Origin of the sequence: Halalkalibacterium halodurans, from assembly GCF_004376175.1 — a bacterium.
Classification (GTDB): Bacteria; Bacillota; Bacilli; order Bacillales; family Bacillaceae_D; genus Halalkalibacterium; species Halalkalibacterium halodurans.
Genome location: NZ_SNUY01000033.1, coordinates 1 through 16359 on the forward strand (window position 1 = coordinate 1; position 16359 = coordinate 16359).

12 protein-coding genes and 1 pseudogene are annotated in these 16359 nt (G+C 45.5%); 3 read left to right on the forward strand and 10 right to left on the reverse strand.

Annotated features, from left to right (window positions below; genetic code table 11):
• Positions 1-271: 271 nt before the first annotated feature.
• The 3 genes from E2L07_RS11705 to E2L07_RS11715 form a co-directional block, all read right to left on the reverse strand.
• Positions 272-1633 (reverse strand): sigma-54-dependent transcriptional regulator, encoded by a 1362-nt coding sequence (locus E2L07_RS11705; RefSeq protein WP_134229640.1) that lies wholly within the window; start codon positions 1631-1633, stop codon positions 272-274.
• Positions 1611-3614: a transporter substrate-binding domain-containing protein gene (locus E2L07_RS11710; RefSeq protein ID WP_134229641.1), complete on the reverse strand. Its 2004-nt coding sequence runs from the start codon at positions 3612-3614 to the stop codon at positions 1611-1613. The genes E2L07_RS11705 and E2L07_RS11710 overlap by 23 nt, the downstream gene beginning before the upstream one ends.
• Positions 3615-3793: 179 nt before the next feature.
• Positions 3794-4366: a hypothetical protein gene (locus E2L07_RS11715; protein WP_053430628.1), complete on the reverse strand. Its 573-nt coding sequence runs from the start codon at positions 4364-4366 to the stop codon at positions 3794-3796.
• Positions 4367-4454: 88 nt separating this feature from the next.
• On the opposite strand from E2L07_RS11715, the gene E2L07_RS11720 reads away from it, so the two are divergent.
• On the forward strand, positions 4455-6233 hold the full coding sequence (locus tag E2L07_RS11720) for a B12-binding domain-containing radical SAM protein (RefSeq protein WP_053430627.1): 1779 nt from the start codon (positions 4455-4457) through the stop codon (positions 6231-6233).
• Positions 6234-6249: 16 nt separating this feature from the next.
• Positions 6250-6705 (forward strand): annotated as a pseudogene (locus E2L07_RS21245) (nitroreductase family protein); the annotation flags it as partial.
• 272 nt (positions 6706-6977) lie between these two features.
• Here the strand turns inward: E2L07_RS21245 and meaB are convergent.
• The 5 genes from meaB to E2L07_RS11750 all read right to left on the reverse strand — a co-directional run bounded on the left by meaB (position 6978) and on the right by E2L07_RS11750 (position 14499).
• Complete coding sequence (meaB, locus tag E2L07_RS11730; RefSeq protein ID WP_010899100.1) at positions 6978-8000, reverse strand: methylmalonyl Co-A mutase-associated GTPase MeaB; 1023 nt, start codon at positions 7998-8000, stop codon at positions 6978-6980.
• A 61-nt stretch (positions 8001-8061) separates the two neighbouring features.
• Complete coding sequence (gene scpA, locus E2L07_RS11735; RefSeq protein WP_053431941.1) at positions 8062-10188, reverse strand: methylmalonyl-CoA mutase; 2127 nt, start codon at positions 10186-10188, stop codon at positions 8062-8064.
• Positions 10189-10198: 10 nt separating this feature from the next.
• Entirely contained in the window at positions 10199-12244 is a 2046-nt protein-coding gene (locus tag E2L07_RS11740) for a methylmalonyl-CoA mutase family protein (protein WP_166740066.1), read from the reverse strand.
• Positions 12245-12296: 52 nt separating this feature from the next.
• The gene (locus E2L07_RS11745; protein WP_134229643.1) at positions 12297-13847 is read right to left on the reverse strand and encodes an acyl-CoA carboxylase subunit beta; all 1551 of its coding nucleotides are present in this window, start codon (positions 13845-13847) and stop codon (positions 12297-12299) included.
• Position 13848: 1 nt separating this feature from the next.
• Positions 13849-14499, reverse strand: a complete 651-nt coding sequence (locus E2L07_RS11750; RefSeq protein WP_208402046.1) for a TetR/AcrR family transcriptional regulator — start codon at positions 14497-14499, stop codon at positions 13849-13851.
• 260 nt (positions 14500-14759) lie between these two features.
• On the opposite strand from E2L07_RS11750, the gene E2L07_RS20815 reads away from it, so the two are divergent.
• A complete protein-coding gene (locus E2L07_RS20815; protein WP_166740067.1) occupies positions 14760-14933 on the forward strand; it encodes a hypothetical protein in 174 nt (57 codons plus the stop codon).
• Between the two features lie 68 nt (positions 14934-15001).
• Here the strand turns inward: E2L07_RS20815 and E2L07_RS11755 are convergent, their stop codons facing one another.
• On the reverse strand, positions 15002-15295 hold the full coding sequence (locus E2L07_RS11755; protein ID WP_166740068.1) for an IDEAL domain-containing protein: 294 nt from the start codon (positions 15293-15295) through the stop codon (positions 15002-15004).
• A 290-nt stretch (positions 15296-15585) separates the two neighbouring features.
• Entirely contained in the window at positions 15586-16359 is a 774-nt protein-coding gene (locus tag E2L07_RS11760) for a (2Fe-2S)-binding protein (protein WP_134229646.1), read from the reverse strand.

Sequence of the window (16359 nt, forward strand, 5' to 3'; positions counted from 1 at the left end):
TCGCCCTTGATTGACCTCTGAATAAACCATTGGCGTGTTTGTCAAGAGCGATAGCGCGGCCTTTCCACCTAATAAATGGTAGGTAGTATGAACCGTGCTAGTTTTTCATAGAACTTTTGACACTACCTATGTTAGTCACTTTTTATAAATGCAATTTCTATGCCAACTTTAAAAAGCTCGTTTTTGTATGCGCTTTCAATTCGATCGGAACTGTTTGCCTGTTGAAAAACGGCAAAAAATGCCGCACCTGCAATTTTTGCCGTTTTCGTGATTAGTTTTTACCGACAAGATACTGTTTTAATTTATCCCTTAATCCCCGCTCACTAATGCCGAGCATTTCCGCTGTTTTCTTACGGTGATTGTCGTTGTGCTTCAAGGTTGCCAAAATGAAGTCTTTCTCTAATTCTTTTAGCGGGCGACCGATATAATCATCGAGTGAGCCTTTTTGTTTGGCGAATCCTTCCCCTTTTTCACGTATGAACATAGGCAAGTCCTCAAGCTCAATATACTCGCCATCTGCAATTACCATTGAACTTTCCACAATGTTAGATAGCTCGCGAATATTGCCAGGGTATTGATAGGCTAGTAACTCCCGTTGAGCATCAGACCGAAACCCTTTCATGCTTTTTCCTAACTCCTGATTAAATGTATGAAGAAAGTGTTGCAGCAAATACGGAAGGTCCTCTTGCCTTTCACGCAATGGCGGCAAATGGATATGGATGACGTGTAAACGAAAGTATAAATCCTCGCGAAACGTCCCTTCCTTTACTTGTTCCTGTAACGACTTGTTGGTTGCCGCAATCACACGTACGTCAAGCTTTTCCGTTTTGTTTGAACCGAGCTTGGTTACTTCTTTTTTCTGCAACACTCGAAGTAGCTTCGCCTGGAGTGCTAACGGCATGTCACCGATTTCATCAAGAAAAATCGTTCCTCGATTGGCGAGTTGAAATTTTCCTTCCTTTCTTGTCGCAGCCCCAGTGAAGGCCCCTTTCTCATAGCCGAAAAGCTCGCTCTCTAACAAGTGTTCCGGAATCGCTGCACAATTCACAACTTCAAAGTGTTCCTGTTTTCGTTTGCCTGAAAAGTGAATCGCCCGAGCGACGAGTTCCTTTCCTGTGCCACTTTCACCTGTAATTAAGACGCTTGAGTCAACATTTTTTACTTTTTCAATAAGATGAAACATTTGGGTCATCGCTTCACTTTTTCCGATCATACCTTCATAGCCGTACTTCTTTTCAAGCTCTTGGCTTAAATAAGCAACTTGTTCGTTCAGCTTTTTGTAATGTAATGCTTGCTCTAAAACCGAGAACAATTCTTCCATGTGGATTGGCTTTGTTAAATACGAATAGGCCCCTAATCGAATCGCCTTGACCGAATTGGCAATCGTTCCATAAGCCGTAATCATAATGACAATCGTCTCCGGCTTTTTCCTTTTAATTTCCTGAAGTACTTCAAGGCCATCGACTTTACCAATCTTTAAATCAAGAAGAACAACATCGATAGGTTCTTGCTCGATGATATGCAATCCTTTGTCTACCTCGGTTGTCGCCTCTGTCTCATAGTCATCCTCTAACGCAAACTGCAAAGAAGAACAGATGGAAGGTTCATCATCAATTATGAGAATTCGTTTCATCGGTTGTTCCCTCCCTTATCATTGGAAAATAAAGGCTTATCGTCGTACCAATCCTTGCAGTAGTTCTAATCACAAGCCTGCCCCCATTTTCCTGTACATACTGGTTGGCAATCGCAAGTCCTAATCCTGTTCCTTTTGCCTTCGTCGTAAAAAACGGCTCAAGGGCTTGCTTCTGTTCTACTTCTGTCATGCCAACACCTTCATCCTTAACTTCAAGAATATACTCCTGTTTCAACTGGTACACGCGGATGGATAGCCGTAAGCCTTCTTCATTTTTCTCCTCCATCGCGTCCAAGCTATTAATCATTAAGTTCATAACGACTTGTTTCAGCTGGTTAGGATCCGCCTTTACGAGAAAGGGTCCTTCGATCGCTCCGTCCATCGTAAAACCCCGATTGGTCACGGTTCGATCAAAAAGCAGCATACACTCTCGGGCGAGCTCTGCGAGATCGATCATCTCCCTAGAAGGTTGCTTCGGTTTTGCATAATCAATGAGCCCTTCAATCAACGTGCTAACCCGCTCAATTTCTTGTGGAACATAAGTGGAAATCTCCTTTTGGAATCGTTCGTTACAAAGCTTTTTCGGGATTAACTCGACAAATGTTTTAATCGAGGTGAGGGGATTTCGCACTTCATGGGCGATCCCTGCCACCACACGGATGAGAGCACGGCTTTTTTCTTGTTCGAATATTTGCATCCGCAGCTGCCGTTCTTCCGATATATCTTCAAACGTAACAATAGTTCCCGTTACGTTCCCTTCGACGTCAAATACTGGATATACATAATAGCGCAGGTAGATGGTGCGTCCATCAGCTCGCTCCCATTTGGTTTCCTCCCCTAAAAACCGTTGTTTTTCTGTAAATACCGTTTGTACTTTTCCGATTAATAGTTTTTTCAAAAGAGAAACTTTTCCAAAGTGAAGGCCAACGGTCTCTCTCGTAGTCCCTACAATCGCAGCCGCTTTCGGGTTAAAAGAAGTAATGATCCCTTCACGGTTAACCGTGGCAATCCCCCGCGGACTGCTATTTAAAATTTGGCGCTGAAACTCGTTGCTATTGCGTGTTTCCTCTATTTGTTTTTCTAACGTTCGATTCAACTCATGGAGGACAACGGTTTTTTTTGCTACTTCTTTTTGGAGCTGGCGATTCCAACGAATCCCTAGAAAAAACAAAATGAGCGCAATAAGCAATAGAACCCCAATAATTTGAATCGCTAGCCACAGCCTCTCGGTGACAAGCTGTTCTCCGTTAAACCAATGTCGATAAAGAGTGCTATACGTCCCATCGCTTTTCAACTCTCGTAATCCGTCATTGATGTCCATTAAAAGTGGGTAGTTTTCTTTTTGTACGGCTATCGTATAATCGAGAGGGAGCAAATAGTTTCCAGCTACACGATACTTATGAGACAGACCTTTTTGCTCCAGCAAATAGTTCGCCGTCAACACACTCCCAATAAACGCCTCAGCTCGATCGTTTTGCAACAGCTCAATCCCTGCTTCTTGATGACTTGTCACATGATAACGAATGCCGCGAATATTTCGTAAAAACTCGTACTCTAACGTATCTGCTTGCAGGGCAGTTACTTTGTTCGCCAAGTCTGGTAATCCTTGAATCTCCTCATTATTGGTCGCCACAATTAAGCCGATCGATGTTCCGAGAATTGAATCTGTAAATTCAAGTCGGTTCGCGTACGACTCTTTAAAAGGCAGGGAAAGAAAAATGTCCACTTTCCCTTGATCAATTGCTTCTATAGCCTGTCGCTGAGTCATTGGCACATAGTGAGCGTCCCATCCTTTCCTCTCAGCAACCTCAGAAAAGATATCAATAACAAACCCGTACGGTCCGTCACCTCCTTCCGCATGCAACGGGGGGAGATGAGGATCATAGGCCACCTTCACTTGCCGCTCAGCTAACGCGGGGGCGGGAAGCATCACGAACATAAAGACAAGCTTGATCATCAGGTAAAGCGGAAATCGTCTCATAGCTGTAACCCCTTACAAGTAGTCTCTTTTTTTCATCGTAGAGGAAAAGCAGCAAAATGCCAACCCTTCTAGTTTTTCCATTACAAGCTTGTTGGCTAATTGAACGTGTTGATGAGAGGGCCTTTCCCTTTTTCTATTGAAAAAAGCAAGACGCGATGCTTCACGTCTTGCCTCTCCTTCTATTGATTCAGGTTAGCTTCGTGGCCGGGAAGCCTGTCGTTGATCATTTCCTCCATTGCCGATAAGGATGGTGGTTCTTCCTCGAGAACATCCGTAACAACAGGCTGAACAACGGCTTCATAATATGCTTGAAACGGAAAAAAATGTGTACCTTCTGAGTGAAGCTCCATCGCTCGCTCATAGATTTCGGGATAATGGGTTACTTGCCAGTGAATGCGCATAGTCCCTAGTTCATTCGTTTCTATCGATTCATAATATCCGTGACGAAATAGATTCGCCACTACTAACGGACGCTCGGTTGACAAATAACGAGCAGTAGCGTCTTCCACTTCCCACGCTTTATCAGCAGTAAACAACACATCGCCTTCATATACTCGCTCGACAAAAGCCTCCGATGTGGCAATAACGAGCAAAATCGTTACAACAGCGGCTAGAAAGCCTGCCATGTTTTCCTTCCGCTTATCCCCTTTCTTCAAAAACTTGCTCATGATGACACTTAGCAAAAAAGAAACCCCGATCGTAAACAAAATGCTTACCATCATAAAGAGCCATGTAGGCATAATGATCGTCATGTGGCGTCACTCTCTCATTAATTCTGAAACTCCCTCTGAATATGGTATCATATTTTACGGAAGCAATTAAAGAATTGAGGGATTAACGATGAAAACCGTCGTGACGACTTTAAATGCAAAATACATCCATACGTGTTTAGCGCTTCGTTGTTTAAAAGCGTACGCCGAACCAGAGTTTCCTATTGAAATGGTTGAATATACAATTAAAGATCCTGCCATGAACATCGTTGCTGATCTTCATCAACGAAAGCCTGATGTCATCGGGTTTAGCTGTTACATTTGGAACATCCAAGAGACGATTCAAGTTATTGAAATGCTTAAAAAAGTCATGCCTTCCGTGAAGATCGTTCTTGGTGGTCCTGAGGTTTCATACGACACCCGAGAATGGATGGAGCGCCTCCATGCAGTCGATTTCATCGTGGTCGGCGAAGGGGAAGAAACGTTTAAACATCTGCTAGAGGAAATGAACACCACCGCAAAGTATCATCTCGTCTTTGGCTTAGCATACCGAAAAGGGGATGACATTGTTATCAATCCACCACGGCCGAAGCTTCCGTTAAACGAGCTCCCCTCTCCGTATCGCTTTTCAGAGGATGTGGCTAGCTTAAGTAAACGAGTGACCTATTTTGAGACGAGCCGTGGCTGTCCATACAGCTGTCAGTTTTGCTTATCCTCTATCGAAGTGGGCGTTCGTTATTTTGACTTAGAACGTGTGAAAGCAGATCTTCTTTATTTAATCAACAGCGGGGCCAAGCTGATCAAATTTGTTGATCGCACATTTAACATTCGGCGCGACTATGCCCTTGAAGTGTTTCGCTTCCTGATCGACAATCATCAAGGCTGCGTGTTTCAATTTGAAATCACGGCAGATATTATGCGTCCTGAGGTGCTTGCGTTCTTAAATGAGCATGCGCCGAAAGGGATTTTTCGCTTTGAAATTGGCGTCCAATCGACCAACGATTTAACCAACGAACTCGTACAACGTCGGCAAAACTTCGAAAAGTTAAAGCGGACCGTGACGATGGTGAAAGAAGGGGGAAAAATCGATCAACATCTCGATTTGATTGCCGGCTTGCCTGAGGAAGACTACCAATCGTTTCGGAAAACATTCAATGATGTATTTGCCATGCATCCCGATGAGTTACAGCTAGGTTTTTTGAAAATGCTTCGCGGAACAGGTCTTCGCCTTCGTGCGGAGGATCACAACTACCTCTTTATGGACCAAGCGCCGTATGAAATTCTCGGTAACAACGTGTTGTCATTTGATGAAATTGTACGGATAAAGCGAGTGGAGGATGTGCTCGAGAAATATTGGAATGCACACCGAATGGATACGACCATCCTCTATTTAGTGGAATACGAATTTGACAGCCCATTTGACTTCTTTCAATCCTTTGGCGACTATTGGGATGAAAAGGGTTGGGCCCGTATTGGTCACCAGCTTGAGGATTTATTTATTCGCCTTTTCGCCTTCCTTGAAGATCGCAGGACAGACAACTTACCGATCATTAAAGGACTCATGATGTACGATTATTTCCGCGGTCACAAGCATAAGCCGCGAAAAACGTGGTGGCCATTTTCGTTAACAAAGGAAAAACAGTCATCTCTTATTAAACGATTAGCAGCGACTCCAGAAGTGTTTTCTGAAGCGCTTGCCCGTCACCAGCTGTCAGAGAAAGAATTGCACAAACATACGATGCTAGAGGTGATTCCTTTCTCCCTTGCCGATTGGCTAAAGCGAGGGGTTATCGTAAAAGAAGATACATTATTACTAGCTCTCTACCAGCCGAAAGGAGAGGGGACGGAAGTATTTAGTGGCCCTTTACACAGCCTCACCAACCAAAAGGAGGAAACGATTCATGAATGAAGTGATTCAAACGATGATGAACCACCGCTCCTGTCGCCAATACAGTGACAAACCAGTTCCCGACGATCATTTGCAAGCGATTCTTCGCGCCGCCCAATGGGGGCCGTCGTGGATTCATGGTCAGCAAGTCTCGGTTATTGTCATTCGTGAGCCAAACGAGCGAGAGTTGTTTGCTGAGCTCGTAGGTGGACAGGCTCACGTTGCACAAGCACCGATCTTTCTCGTGTTTTGCGCAGATTTTCACCGTGCGGCGGTGGCGGCAGAAGCCCGTGGGAAATTCTTAGCAGCCTTGGAGGATGTAGATGCCCTTATGGTTGGTGCAACAGATGTTGGTATTGCACTCAGCAACGCCATAACAGCAGCCGAATCGCTCGGCCTTGGAACCGTACCGATTGGTGGAATCCGGCGCCAGCCTTTGCGCGTAATCGAAACGCTCCAATTGCCATCATATGTGATCCCGATTTCTGGGCTCTGTATCGGATATCCGGAGGAGACAGTCGAACAAAAGCCACGCCTCCCGTTGGATGTATTCACCCATGATGGCCGGTATGAGCCACTTAGTCAAAAGACACTTGCTGCTTATGACGAACTCATATCTGGTAATACGAAACAGCGGACAGGTGGAGCGACGACTACAACCTGGTCGGATCGCCTCATCAGCTTCTATGAACAGCCCTACTACCAAGAGATTGCCGCCATGCTAAAACAGCAAGGGTTCACTTGTAAAAGGTTGAGGGACTCTCCCTATCCTTCTTCTTTTCGTTTTTCTAACCCGTTCGTAAATGTCGTTAATAATTGGGAGGCGGCAACCGTCGGCACGACTTCTCCCTTTCTCATTTGCTCCATCAAAAGCGGGAGCTGTTGCTTGATGTCATCTTGCTGAAAAAACCATAGCTTTAATTCATCTTCAATGACAGCGTAAAACCATTCAAGGGCTTGCTTTTCTCGGCGTTCTTCAAAGATACCATTCTCCTTTGAAAACTGGAAAAAGCTATAGATCACATCCCACATCTCCGAAATTCCTTCACCAGTTAACGCCGATACCGTGTACGCTTTCGTTTCCCATCCTTCCGTCGCTTGAGGAAGAAAATGAAGCAGGCGATTGTACTCAGCTTTTGTTTTCAGTGCGACCTGACGATTCGGACCGTCCGCCTTATTAATAAAAATTGCGTCAGCCATCTCCATCACGCCTTTTTTTATCCCTTGCAATTCATCCCCTGCCCCTGTCAGCATGAGAACGAGAAAGCAATCGACCATGGAACGAACGACCGCTTCGCTTTGCCCCACTCCAACCGTTTCCACAATGATTACATCAAAACCGGCTGCTTCGCAAAGCAGTAATGTCTCACGGCTTCGCCTCGTCACACCACCTAATGTGCCACTAGAAGGGGAAGGACGGACATATGCATTTTTGTTGCGTGAGAGCTCTTCCATGCGCGTTTTATCCCCAAGGATGCTCCCTTTCGTCAGCTGACTGGATGGATCGACAGCGAGAACAGCGACACGATGTCCCTTGTCACAAAGCATCGTCCCGAGTGCTTCAATCAAAGTGCTTTTCCCTGCACCTGGGACACCTGTAATTCCGATTCGAATCGACTTCCCCGTCTGTGGGATGATTCCGTTTAACACTTCCGTTGCGATCGGCCTATGTCTCTCTGAATGACTCTCGATCAACGTGATCGCCCGTGCCAACAAAGCCCGATCCCCAGCCAATACTCCGTTAATATAATCTTCCACCGTCAGTTCCTTTCGTTTCGGTGGCTCCACACTTCCCCCTCCTTTCTTTCACGTCGGATCATTTTTCGCTTCGTTGTAGTAAAGGGAAGTGCTATGCTTCCCCTTCATAGCCTAGACGGCGGTTCATCTCATGAAGCACTTGCTGGGCGCATACAGGAATGATCGTACCTGGTCCGAAAACGGCTGCAGCTCCATGCGCTTTCAAAAAGTCATAATCTTGAGGGGGAATGACACCGCCGATGATGACCATAATGTCCTCACGACCGAGCTTTTTCAATTCATCTACCACTTGAGGGAGGAGCGTTTTATGTCCTGCAGCCAGAGAGCTCATACCTAGAACATGAACATCGTTTTCAACCGCTTGCAATGCTGCTTCCTCTGGAGTTTGGAATAGCGGACCGATGTCAACGTCAAAGCCCATATCAGCAAAAGCGGTTGCGATGACCTTTGCCCCGCGATCGTGGCCGTCTTGGCCCATTTTTGCCACCATGATCCGTGGCCTCCGTCCTTCACGTTCATAAAACGTGTCCGTCATTTCCCTCACACGTGCCATTTCTTCTTTCTCACCAAATTCAGAACGATACACACCGCTAATCGATCGAATCACCGCCTTATGACGACCTACCACCTTCTCGTACGCCATCGAAATTTCACCTAACGATGCCCGCGCCCGTGCTGCTTCTACCGCGCATGTAAGCAAGTTTTCTTTCCCTGTTTCTGCCGCCTTTGTGATTCGATTTAACGCCTGCTGTACCCGTTCCTCATCACGCTCTGCTTTTAGCTTTTCTAAGCGGCGAATTTGTGCTTCCCGAACCGCTGTATTGTCAATGTCGAGAATGTCAAGGGGTTCTTCTGTATCTGGGCGATATTTATTCACACCGATGATCGCTTCTTTCCCTGAGTCAATTTTTGCCTGACGACGCGCTGCCGCTTCCTCAATTCTCATTTTCGGCAATCCTGTATCGATTGCTTTCGCCATTCCGCCAAGCTCCTCGATTTCCTCGATATTGGCCCATGCTTTTTGCAGCAACTCGGCTGTCAGCGACTCGACGTAATACGAACCGCCCCACGGATCAAGGACGTTCGTAATTCCCGTTTCATCCTGCAAATACAGTTGCGTGTTACGAGCGATCCGGGCGGAAAAATCGGTCGGTAAGGCGATGGCTTCATCCAGTGCATTTGTATGAAGAGACTGGGTATGACCGAGCGCTGCCGCAAGGGCCTCGACACATGTGCGGACGACATTGTTGTACGGATCTTGTTCAGTGAGCGACCAGCCTGACGTTTGCGAATGGGTTCTTAAGGCGAGTGACTTTGGATTTTTCGGGTTAAACCGTTTCATGAGCTTTGCCCAAATGAGCCGAGCGGCCCGCATTTTCGCTACTTCCATAAAATGATTCATACCAATCGCCCAGAAAAAGGACAGCCTTGGTGCGAACGCATCAATATCCAATCCCGCCTTCATCCCTGTGCGCACATACTCCAAGCCGTCAGCTAGCGTGTAGGCAAGCTCGAGGTCAGCTGTCGCTCCGGCCTCCTGCATATGGTAGCCAGAAATGCTGATGCTGTTAAATTTCGGCATATAGTTAGACGTATATTCAAAAATATCGGCAATCACTTTCATGGATGCTTCTGGTGGATAAATGTACGTGTTGCGCACCATGTACTCTTTTAAAATGTCATTTTGAATCGTTCCCGTCAACTGTTCTTGCTTCACCCCTTGCTCTTCCGCTGCCACGATGTAAAATGCCATCACCGGCAGAATGGCTCCATTCATCGTCATCGAAACCGACATTTGATCAAGGGGAATACCGTCAAACAAGATTTTCATGTCTAAGATGGAGTCAACAGCCACTCCCGCTTTTCCTACATCACCGACCACTCGCGGATGATCAGAATCATAGCCGCGGTGAGTGGCAAGGTCAAAAGCGATCGAAAGTCCTTTTTGTCCAGCTGCTAAATTCCGTCGGTAAAAGGCGTTTGACTCCTCAGCTGTGGAAAACCCTGCATATTGCCGGATCGTCCATGGGCGTGTTTTATACATCGTTGGGTAAGGCCCGCGAAAAAAAGGGGGGATACCCGCGACGTAATTAAGGTGTTTCATGCCATGAATGTCTTCTTTTGTATAAAAGGTTTTGACAGGGATCTGTTCATTTGTTTCAAAGGCTACATTAGCTTCTTTGCTCTTTATAGACAAAGAACTTCGCGGAAATGACATCGTTGCAAAATCAGGTGTTTGCATCGCGGATCACCCCTCTTTTCATCAACACTTCGTTCATAAACTGGAAAACGTTCGTTCGAACATGGATCGTACCATACAATCCTTTTTGCTCGTATGCTTGTAAAGTTTCACTTGAAAGGTTACCCGCTAGTAAGATCATGGCGTTCGGATGCGCCTCGCGAACGGCTTCAATAAGAGAAGCAGCTAATGATTCGTAGTCTTCATCCCGGCCACATAAAACGATCGGGTTCCCCGTTTTTTCTTGCAATTGGCGTAATGCTTCATCGGTTGAGGTAACCCCGGTCGTCGTGTCCACTTGAAACCCACCAACCTGAAACAGTTCCCGGGCAAAATCAGCTCTAGGCTTGTGGGACGCGAGGGAACCTAGCGTTAATAAAGTCACGCGCGGACGGTCACCAGTCCTTTTCACCCATTGCTCGGTCGCCTTTCTTAGAGCTTCATAGCTCATGCTAAGGCGTGTTTCTTTTATAGATGCAATGGTTGGTACCGCCTCCTTTGTTTGTAGTGCCGTTAGTAGCTTACTAAAAGGGACCCCTTCCTTTACTGCTTGGAGGAGAGACGGATAATTTGATGCTTTTAGATGCTTTTCTTGCTTTGTCCGAATGGCTTTCCTGTACGGTGCTATTGGTTCTTCTTCCTGTTTTGTCAGTGGCTTTTCATCGATCGCCACATAACGATTCGTCCCGACCATCACAGTTTTTCTTACTTCCGCTGCTTGTTCCTGTCTTTGCCTTGATCGTTCTACCCATTGCTGTGGTAAACCTTTCTCTAAGGAGGCAATCATTCCTCCTTCAGATTCTATCGTTTGAAATAATGACCAAGCGGCTTCACCTAACTTTTCCGTAAGTACTTCTACATACCATGATCCTGCTGCTGGATCTTCCACTTGGCCGATGTGAGCTTCTTCTTGAAGGATTATGGACGTGTTTCGCGCAATCCGACGCGAGAATGGACTTGGCTTTTGAATCGGTTCATCAAATGGGCTGACATGAAGACTGTCTGCTCCTCCTACAGCGGCGGCAAACGCTTCACCTGTCCCACGTAACATGTTCACATACGGGTCATAGACCGTTTTTGTGTAAAAAGACGTCCGCGCATGGAGCCATATGTTTCGCCCTTCTTTCTCAGCACCGAACGCCTCCATAATGTTAGCCCATAGCAAACGTAGAGCACGGAGTTTAGCGATTTCCTTAAATAGATCAGAGCCGACAGAAACGCTCATGCAGAAGCTTCTACCGATGTCATCAATAGCGATGTCTCGTTCTAGGAGCGCGCGGACGTATTGGACACCTGTTGCGAGAAGGAAGGCAAGCTCTTCAGTCGCAGTAGCCCCACCATTATGATACACATGACTTTGAACAAGGATCGTTTTCAGATCAAGCGCTCGCTCATTTACCACTTGTACACTATGGGATAGCTCATCAAAAACTGTTCGCCATGAATATGACAAGGAGCCTTTTTTCACCCACTCATGAATCGGATCAGCACCAACCACACCATGAAGGGATGTGGGGGCAATCGCAAGTAAGCTAGCAAGAAACGGCGTTTGAACCGCTCCCCCATTTAAATGGATTGGTACGCTGCTGACATCGATTCCTTCTAGCGCTGTCTCCATATCCTCATGGTTGTATAAGAGGAGTCCTGTTCGTCCTGTCTCTCCTTTTTGATCCACGGGCGATAAACCATCCCGCACCGTTTGGTCAATAACCATATGAAGAGCGGTCTGTCCTCTTGCTAGATCGTTTTTAGCTGTACGGTTAAACGATTCTGGTGTCCCTTGATTGAGTTCTTGGCTGACGAGCCATTTCCCGTTTTTTCGTTTGACTGGATGAACATGGCGCTCATTTATATGAAGATCATCAACATCACGCTGCTGATACATCGGTTCAAGGGTGAGCCCCTCTAACGTTTTCGTCAACAGCTTTTGATCAAAGGCCGCTCCCTTCAACGATGCCTCAGCTACCTTGCGCCATTCATCGTACGTAGGGATCGGAAACTCTGCAAAAAGATCTAAATCTACTTGCTTTGTCATATTCATTGCGGCCGCAGGGCCGCTTCCCTCCTTCCCAATTCCGGCCCACTCACTATAAAGGAATGTTGCCGTGCTTTTTCTTTGGAAGAGTTTTCTTTTTATTTTTTAACATCGCAAGGGCACTCACTAGGCTTTTTCGTGTATCTCGTGGGTCAATCACATCATCAATCATTCCATTGGCAGCCGCTACATATGGATTAGCAAACCGCTCGCGATACTCTGAAATTTTCGCTTGCCGAGTGGCTTCAGGGTTGGCACTTTCTTTTATCTCTTTAGCAAAAATAATATTGGCCGCCCCTTCCGGTCCCATAACAGCTAGCTCTGCATTCGGCCATGCGAAGACTAAATCGGCTCCAATCGCTTTACTATTTAATGCGACGTACGCTCCGCCATATGCCTTCCGCAAAATCACGGTTATTTTCGGCACCGTTGCTTCAGAATAGGCGTACAAAATCTTTGCTCCGTGGCGAATAATTCCCCCATGCTCCTGCTGAACACCAGGTATGAATCCGCTTACATCCTCAAATGTAATGAGGGGAATATTAAAACAGTCACAGAAGCGGATAAACCTTGCGCATTTGTCTGATGAATTAATGTCTAAACCACCCGCCATCATTTTCGGATTGTTGGCAATGATTCCGACCGTATCCCCGTTGATTCGAGCGAAACCAACGACAATGTTTCGGGCAAACTGAGGCTGGACCTCAAGGAACTGTTCATCATCCACTACTTTTTCAATGACGTGGCGCACATCATATACTTTCGTTCCGTCAACAGGGACAATGTCAAGCAATTCCTGCACCCGTTCGTCGAGGGGAACAAAATGCTTCGCTCGTTGATGTGGGGGCTTTTCTTCAAAACTCGAAGGCAAATAGGAAAGGAGATTCCGCACCTGTTGTAAAACCTCCTCTTCAGAAGCGGCAGTGAAATGGGCGTTTCCGCTTATTGTGGAATGAACCTTGGCCCCGCCTAAATCTTCGCTGTTTATTTTTGCCCCTGTCACGCTTTCAATCACCTTCGGGCCTGTGATAAACATTTGACTCGTTTTTTCGACCATGAACACAAAATCAGTGATTGCTGGAGAATAGACAGCCCCCCCAGCACATGGACCTAAAATCACTGAAATTTGCGGGATGACACCTGAATAAATCGAATTCCGATAAAAAATTTCCCCATATCCATCAAGGGAGCGAACACCTTCTTGAATTCGTGCCCCTCCCGAATCATTTAGACCAATAATCGGGGCCCCATTTTCCGCGGCAAGGTCCATCACCTTTGTGATTTTCCTCGCGTGCATTTCCCCTAACGCGCCCCCAAAAACCGTAAAGTCTTGAGCGAAAAGAAACACGAGTCGCCCATCGACTTTTCCATATCCGGTAACAACGCCTTCGCCAGGGGCTTCAGCCGTTCCAAAATCCAAGCCACGATGCTCGATAAATGGATTTAATTCGACAAACGTTCCTTCATCAAGGAGCAAGTCGATTCGTTCACGTGCCGTCAGCTTTCCTCGGTCATGTTGGGCATCGATCCGCTTTGATCCACCCCCGAGCTTCACTTTATCGCGACGTTCTTCCATTTCATGAATCCGATCAAACATATCCATTTTACACACTCCTTTCACCCGTCCTTAAACCATGCTGAAGAAACAGCGATTGATAATCAGGACGAGTCAATGCTTCTTGCGTCAACACTGCGTGCAATACTAAATCAGCATAAATGTCTGCAATCTCGGCCACAGAGTACTTTCCGGATGTTTTATACCATTTATATGTCCAGTTGATCATCCCAAAAATAGCCATGGATGTAATCGGGACAGGAATTTCTTCTCGGAACTCACCAGCGTCAATCCCTTCCTTGACTAAGCGAAACATTAATTGTTTATATTGATCACGTTTCTTTTTAATATCCTTAAAGTAATCTGAACTTAAATATAATGACTCCTGATAAAATACAGTTACATGGGGACGATAAAAATCAAACATCATGACAAACGAACGGACCGTAGCATGGAGACGTTCTGCTGGTGTTTCATACTTTTCATACGCTTCTCTCGCTTTTTCGAGCACATACGTAATGAACGAATCATGAATGGTGTACAATAGCTCATCCTTTGATTTAAAATTATGATAAAATCCTCCCTTCGACGTCCCACTTTCTTGCACGATTCGATCTACCGTTACGGCGTGAAACCCATGTTCCTCAAAAAGAAGGAGGGCCGTTTCGATAATTCGCTCCTTTGTTGATCTTTTCAATATACGTTCCACCCTTCTCCTCGATCAGACCGACTAGTCAGTCCTTTGTTTGTATCCGCTTTCATTTTATGAAACGTTCGCATCATTGTCAATGAATTCTGATGACAATCTCACTTAATCTACTTCTCCCGCGAAAAAAAGAACGATGGAATGGATTATCTCTCTATTATTTGGACATGCTAAAATTAATAGTAAAAGAGCTTGCACCCTTTGGCCAAAAGCTCATATTTTATCAAAGAGAGGTTGTAAAGGTGGGGGTCGTGGTGAAGTTTGAGAAAGCTAAAATGCAATCGTTGCTAGAGCATGACCGCTTTCTACGTGAAACGTACATTGATGCGATTCAAGTAATGGACGAAGAAGAAGCGTTGCGTTTGCTTTATGATGTGATGATCTTAAAGGAACCGCTTCAACAAAATGCTTACTTGCATTTAACTTAATCATTAAAGTGCTTTGGAATAGCCATTAAAAGAAATGCCCACCCGCCGAAAGGGTGAGCATTCTTTTGTTAAAAAAAGAGTAATTGGAGTTTATGCCCTTGCTCTTCAACTGTTTTTCCGTTTTTATACTCGTCTATAAATACTTGACGCTTGTTCGTAAGTGACATAAATGCGTCTTGATCCCGTTTTTCTAGCGCCTGATCGATCGCTTCGTCAATTTCCTTTTTTCGATATGCAAAGATCGCATATTCTAAAATGGCTTGAGCGTACAACGATTGTAAAACGGACTCAGGACGCTTTTCGACTCTCAACTTTCGCAATTGACGTAGTGCCTGCCGCTCCATCGCAAAATGTTGGCTCATCGTCCGCATCCCCTTTCTTATTAAATTTCCATTCTCCGATTGTTGCCGGTCATAGCGTTCATTCAACCAGATGAGTGCTAATTCTCTGGTTTACCTCTCTATTCCCCGTATAACTTAATCGAAAACCTTTTCATTCTTTCTTTTTTTCGGAAATTTAGTATCAATTGCGAGCACTTTTTATGCTCGTGACAGTAGGAGATGCTAACTATGATCAATCATCATCTGCAAAAAGTTGCGTGAGGAACCGTACTATTTTAGTGAAAATTCATTACTAATCAATTTATCCTCTTTTAGGATGACTTTTCCTGCTGGGCTGCCTGTTCTCGCAATTGCGCTGCCCGCACTTCCCGCTGCTCTGTGTTCATTTTCGGACAGGAGTAACAATAGTTTCCTTCTTCCTTTAAATAGCTTAAACAACAGGCAGGTTTGATTCGAACATGTTCGTTCGGGTCCGCCCAACTGCTGACATAACGAAACTTTACATCGAACGGATTCCGTTTTAAGCCAAATGCGTCTCCACTTAACTGCTTTAAAACCTCACCATCTGTCCGGATTCGCAGTTGGGTCGTTTGATCAGTTTCTTTTTTTAACCACGCACTTTGCTGTTGATAAAGGGGAAATGCTAGTAAACCGAAGGCATGGGTTTTCGGCAAATCAGCTACTTCTGCTATATTTTCAATGATCGGGGCGATTCGTTTAGCAAGTGCGGTAAAATATGAAGAAATGCTATTCGGTGCTAATGGTTCTAGTCTGGCTCGCCTGAGCTCAAAGCCTACTTCCTTGCCTTTAGAAAAAAACGCCAGTTCATCAAACAGAAGCCACTGGTTCTTAACAGACGCTAAATAGTAGTGGGCAGCAAATAGGAGGGAGAAGGGCTTGATCATGCTTGCGCCTCCCACTTTTAACTCTTTCCCTTTCAAAATCCCATTCCGCCATACCACCATTTTCCGTGCGCCTTCCTTACCAACAAGTCCTGTTTCTGTGATCATTAGATCTACCTTTTCCACAGGAAATGTATGGATGAAAAACATTTCCTTTAACTGGTGCTGAATCTTTTCATCCAT

Bases quoted from the DNA above. Each gene is read 5' to 3' on its own strand.
- E2L07_RS11745 (WP_134229643.1), bottom strand. From the start codon at position 13,847: ATGGATATGTTTGATCGGATTCATGAAATGGAAGAACGTCGCGATAAA.
- E2L07_RS11740 (WP_166740066.1), bottom strand. From the start codon at position 12,244: ATGACAAAGCAAGTAGATTTAGATCTTTTTGCAGAGTTTCCGATCCCT.
- E2L07_RS11715 (WP_053430628.1), bottom strand. From the start codon at position 4,366: ATGACGATCATTATGCCTACATGGCTCTTTATGATGGTAAGCATTTTG.
- E2L07_RS11710 (WP_134229641.1), bottom strand. From the start codon at position 3,614: ATGAGACGATTTCCGCTTTACCTGATGATCAAGCTTGTCTTTATGTTC.
- E2L07_RS11720 (WP_053430627.1), top strand. From the start codon at position 4,455: ATGAAAACCGTCGTGACGACTTTAAATGCAAAATACATCCATACGTGT.
- scpA (WP_053431941.1), bottom strand. From the start codon at position 10,188: ATGTCATTTCCGCGAAGTTCTTTGTCTATAAAGAGCAAAGAAGCTAAT.
- E2L07_RS11705 (WP_134229640.1), bottom strand. From the start codon at position 1,633: ATGAAACGAATTCTCATAATTGATGATGAACCTTCCATCTGTTCTTCT.
- E2L07_RS11760 (WP_134229646.1), bottom strand. From the start codon at position 16,359: ATGGATGAAAAGATTCAGCACCAGTTAAAGGAAATGTTTTTCATCCAT.
- E2L07_RS11755 (WP_166740068.1), bottom strand. From the start codon at position 15,295: ATGAGCCAACATTTTGCGATGGAGCGGCAGGCACTACGTCAATTGCGA.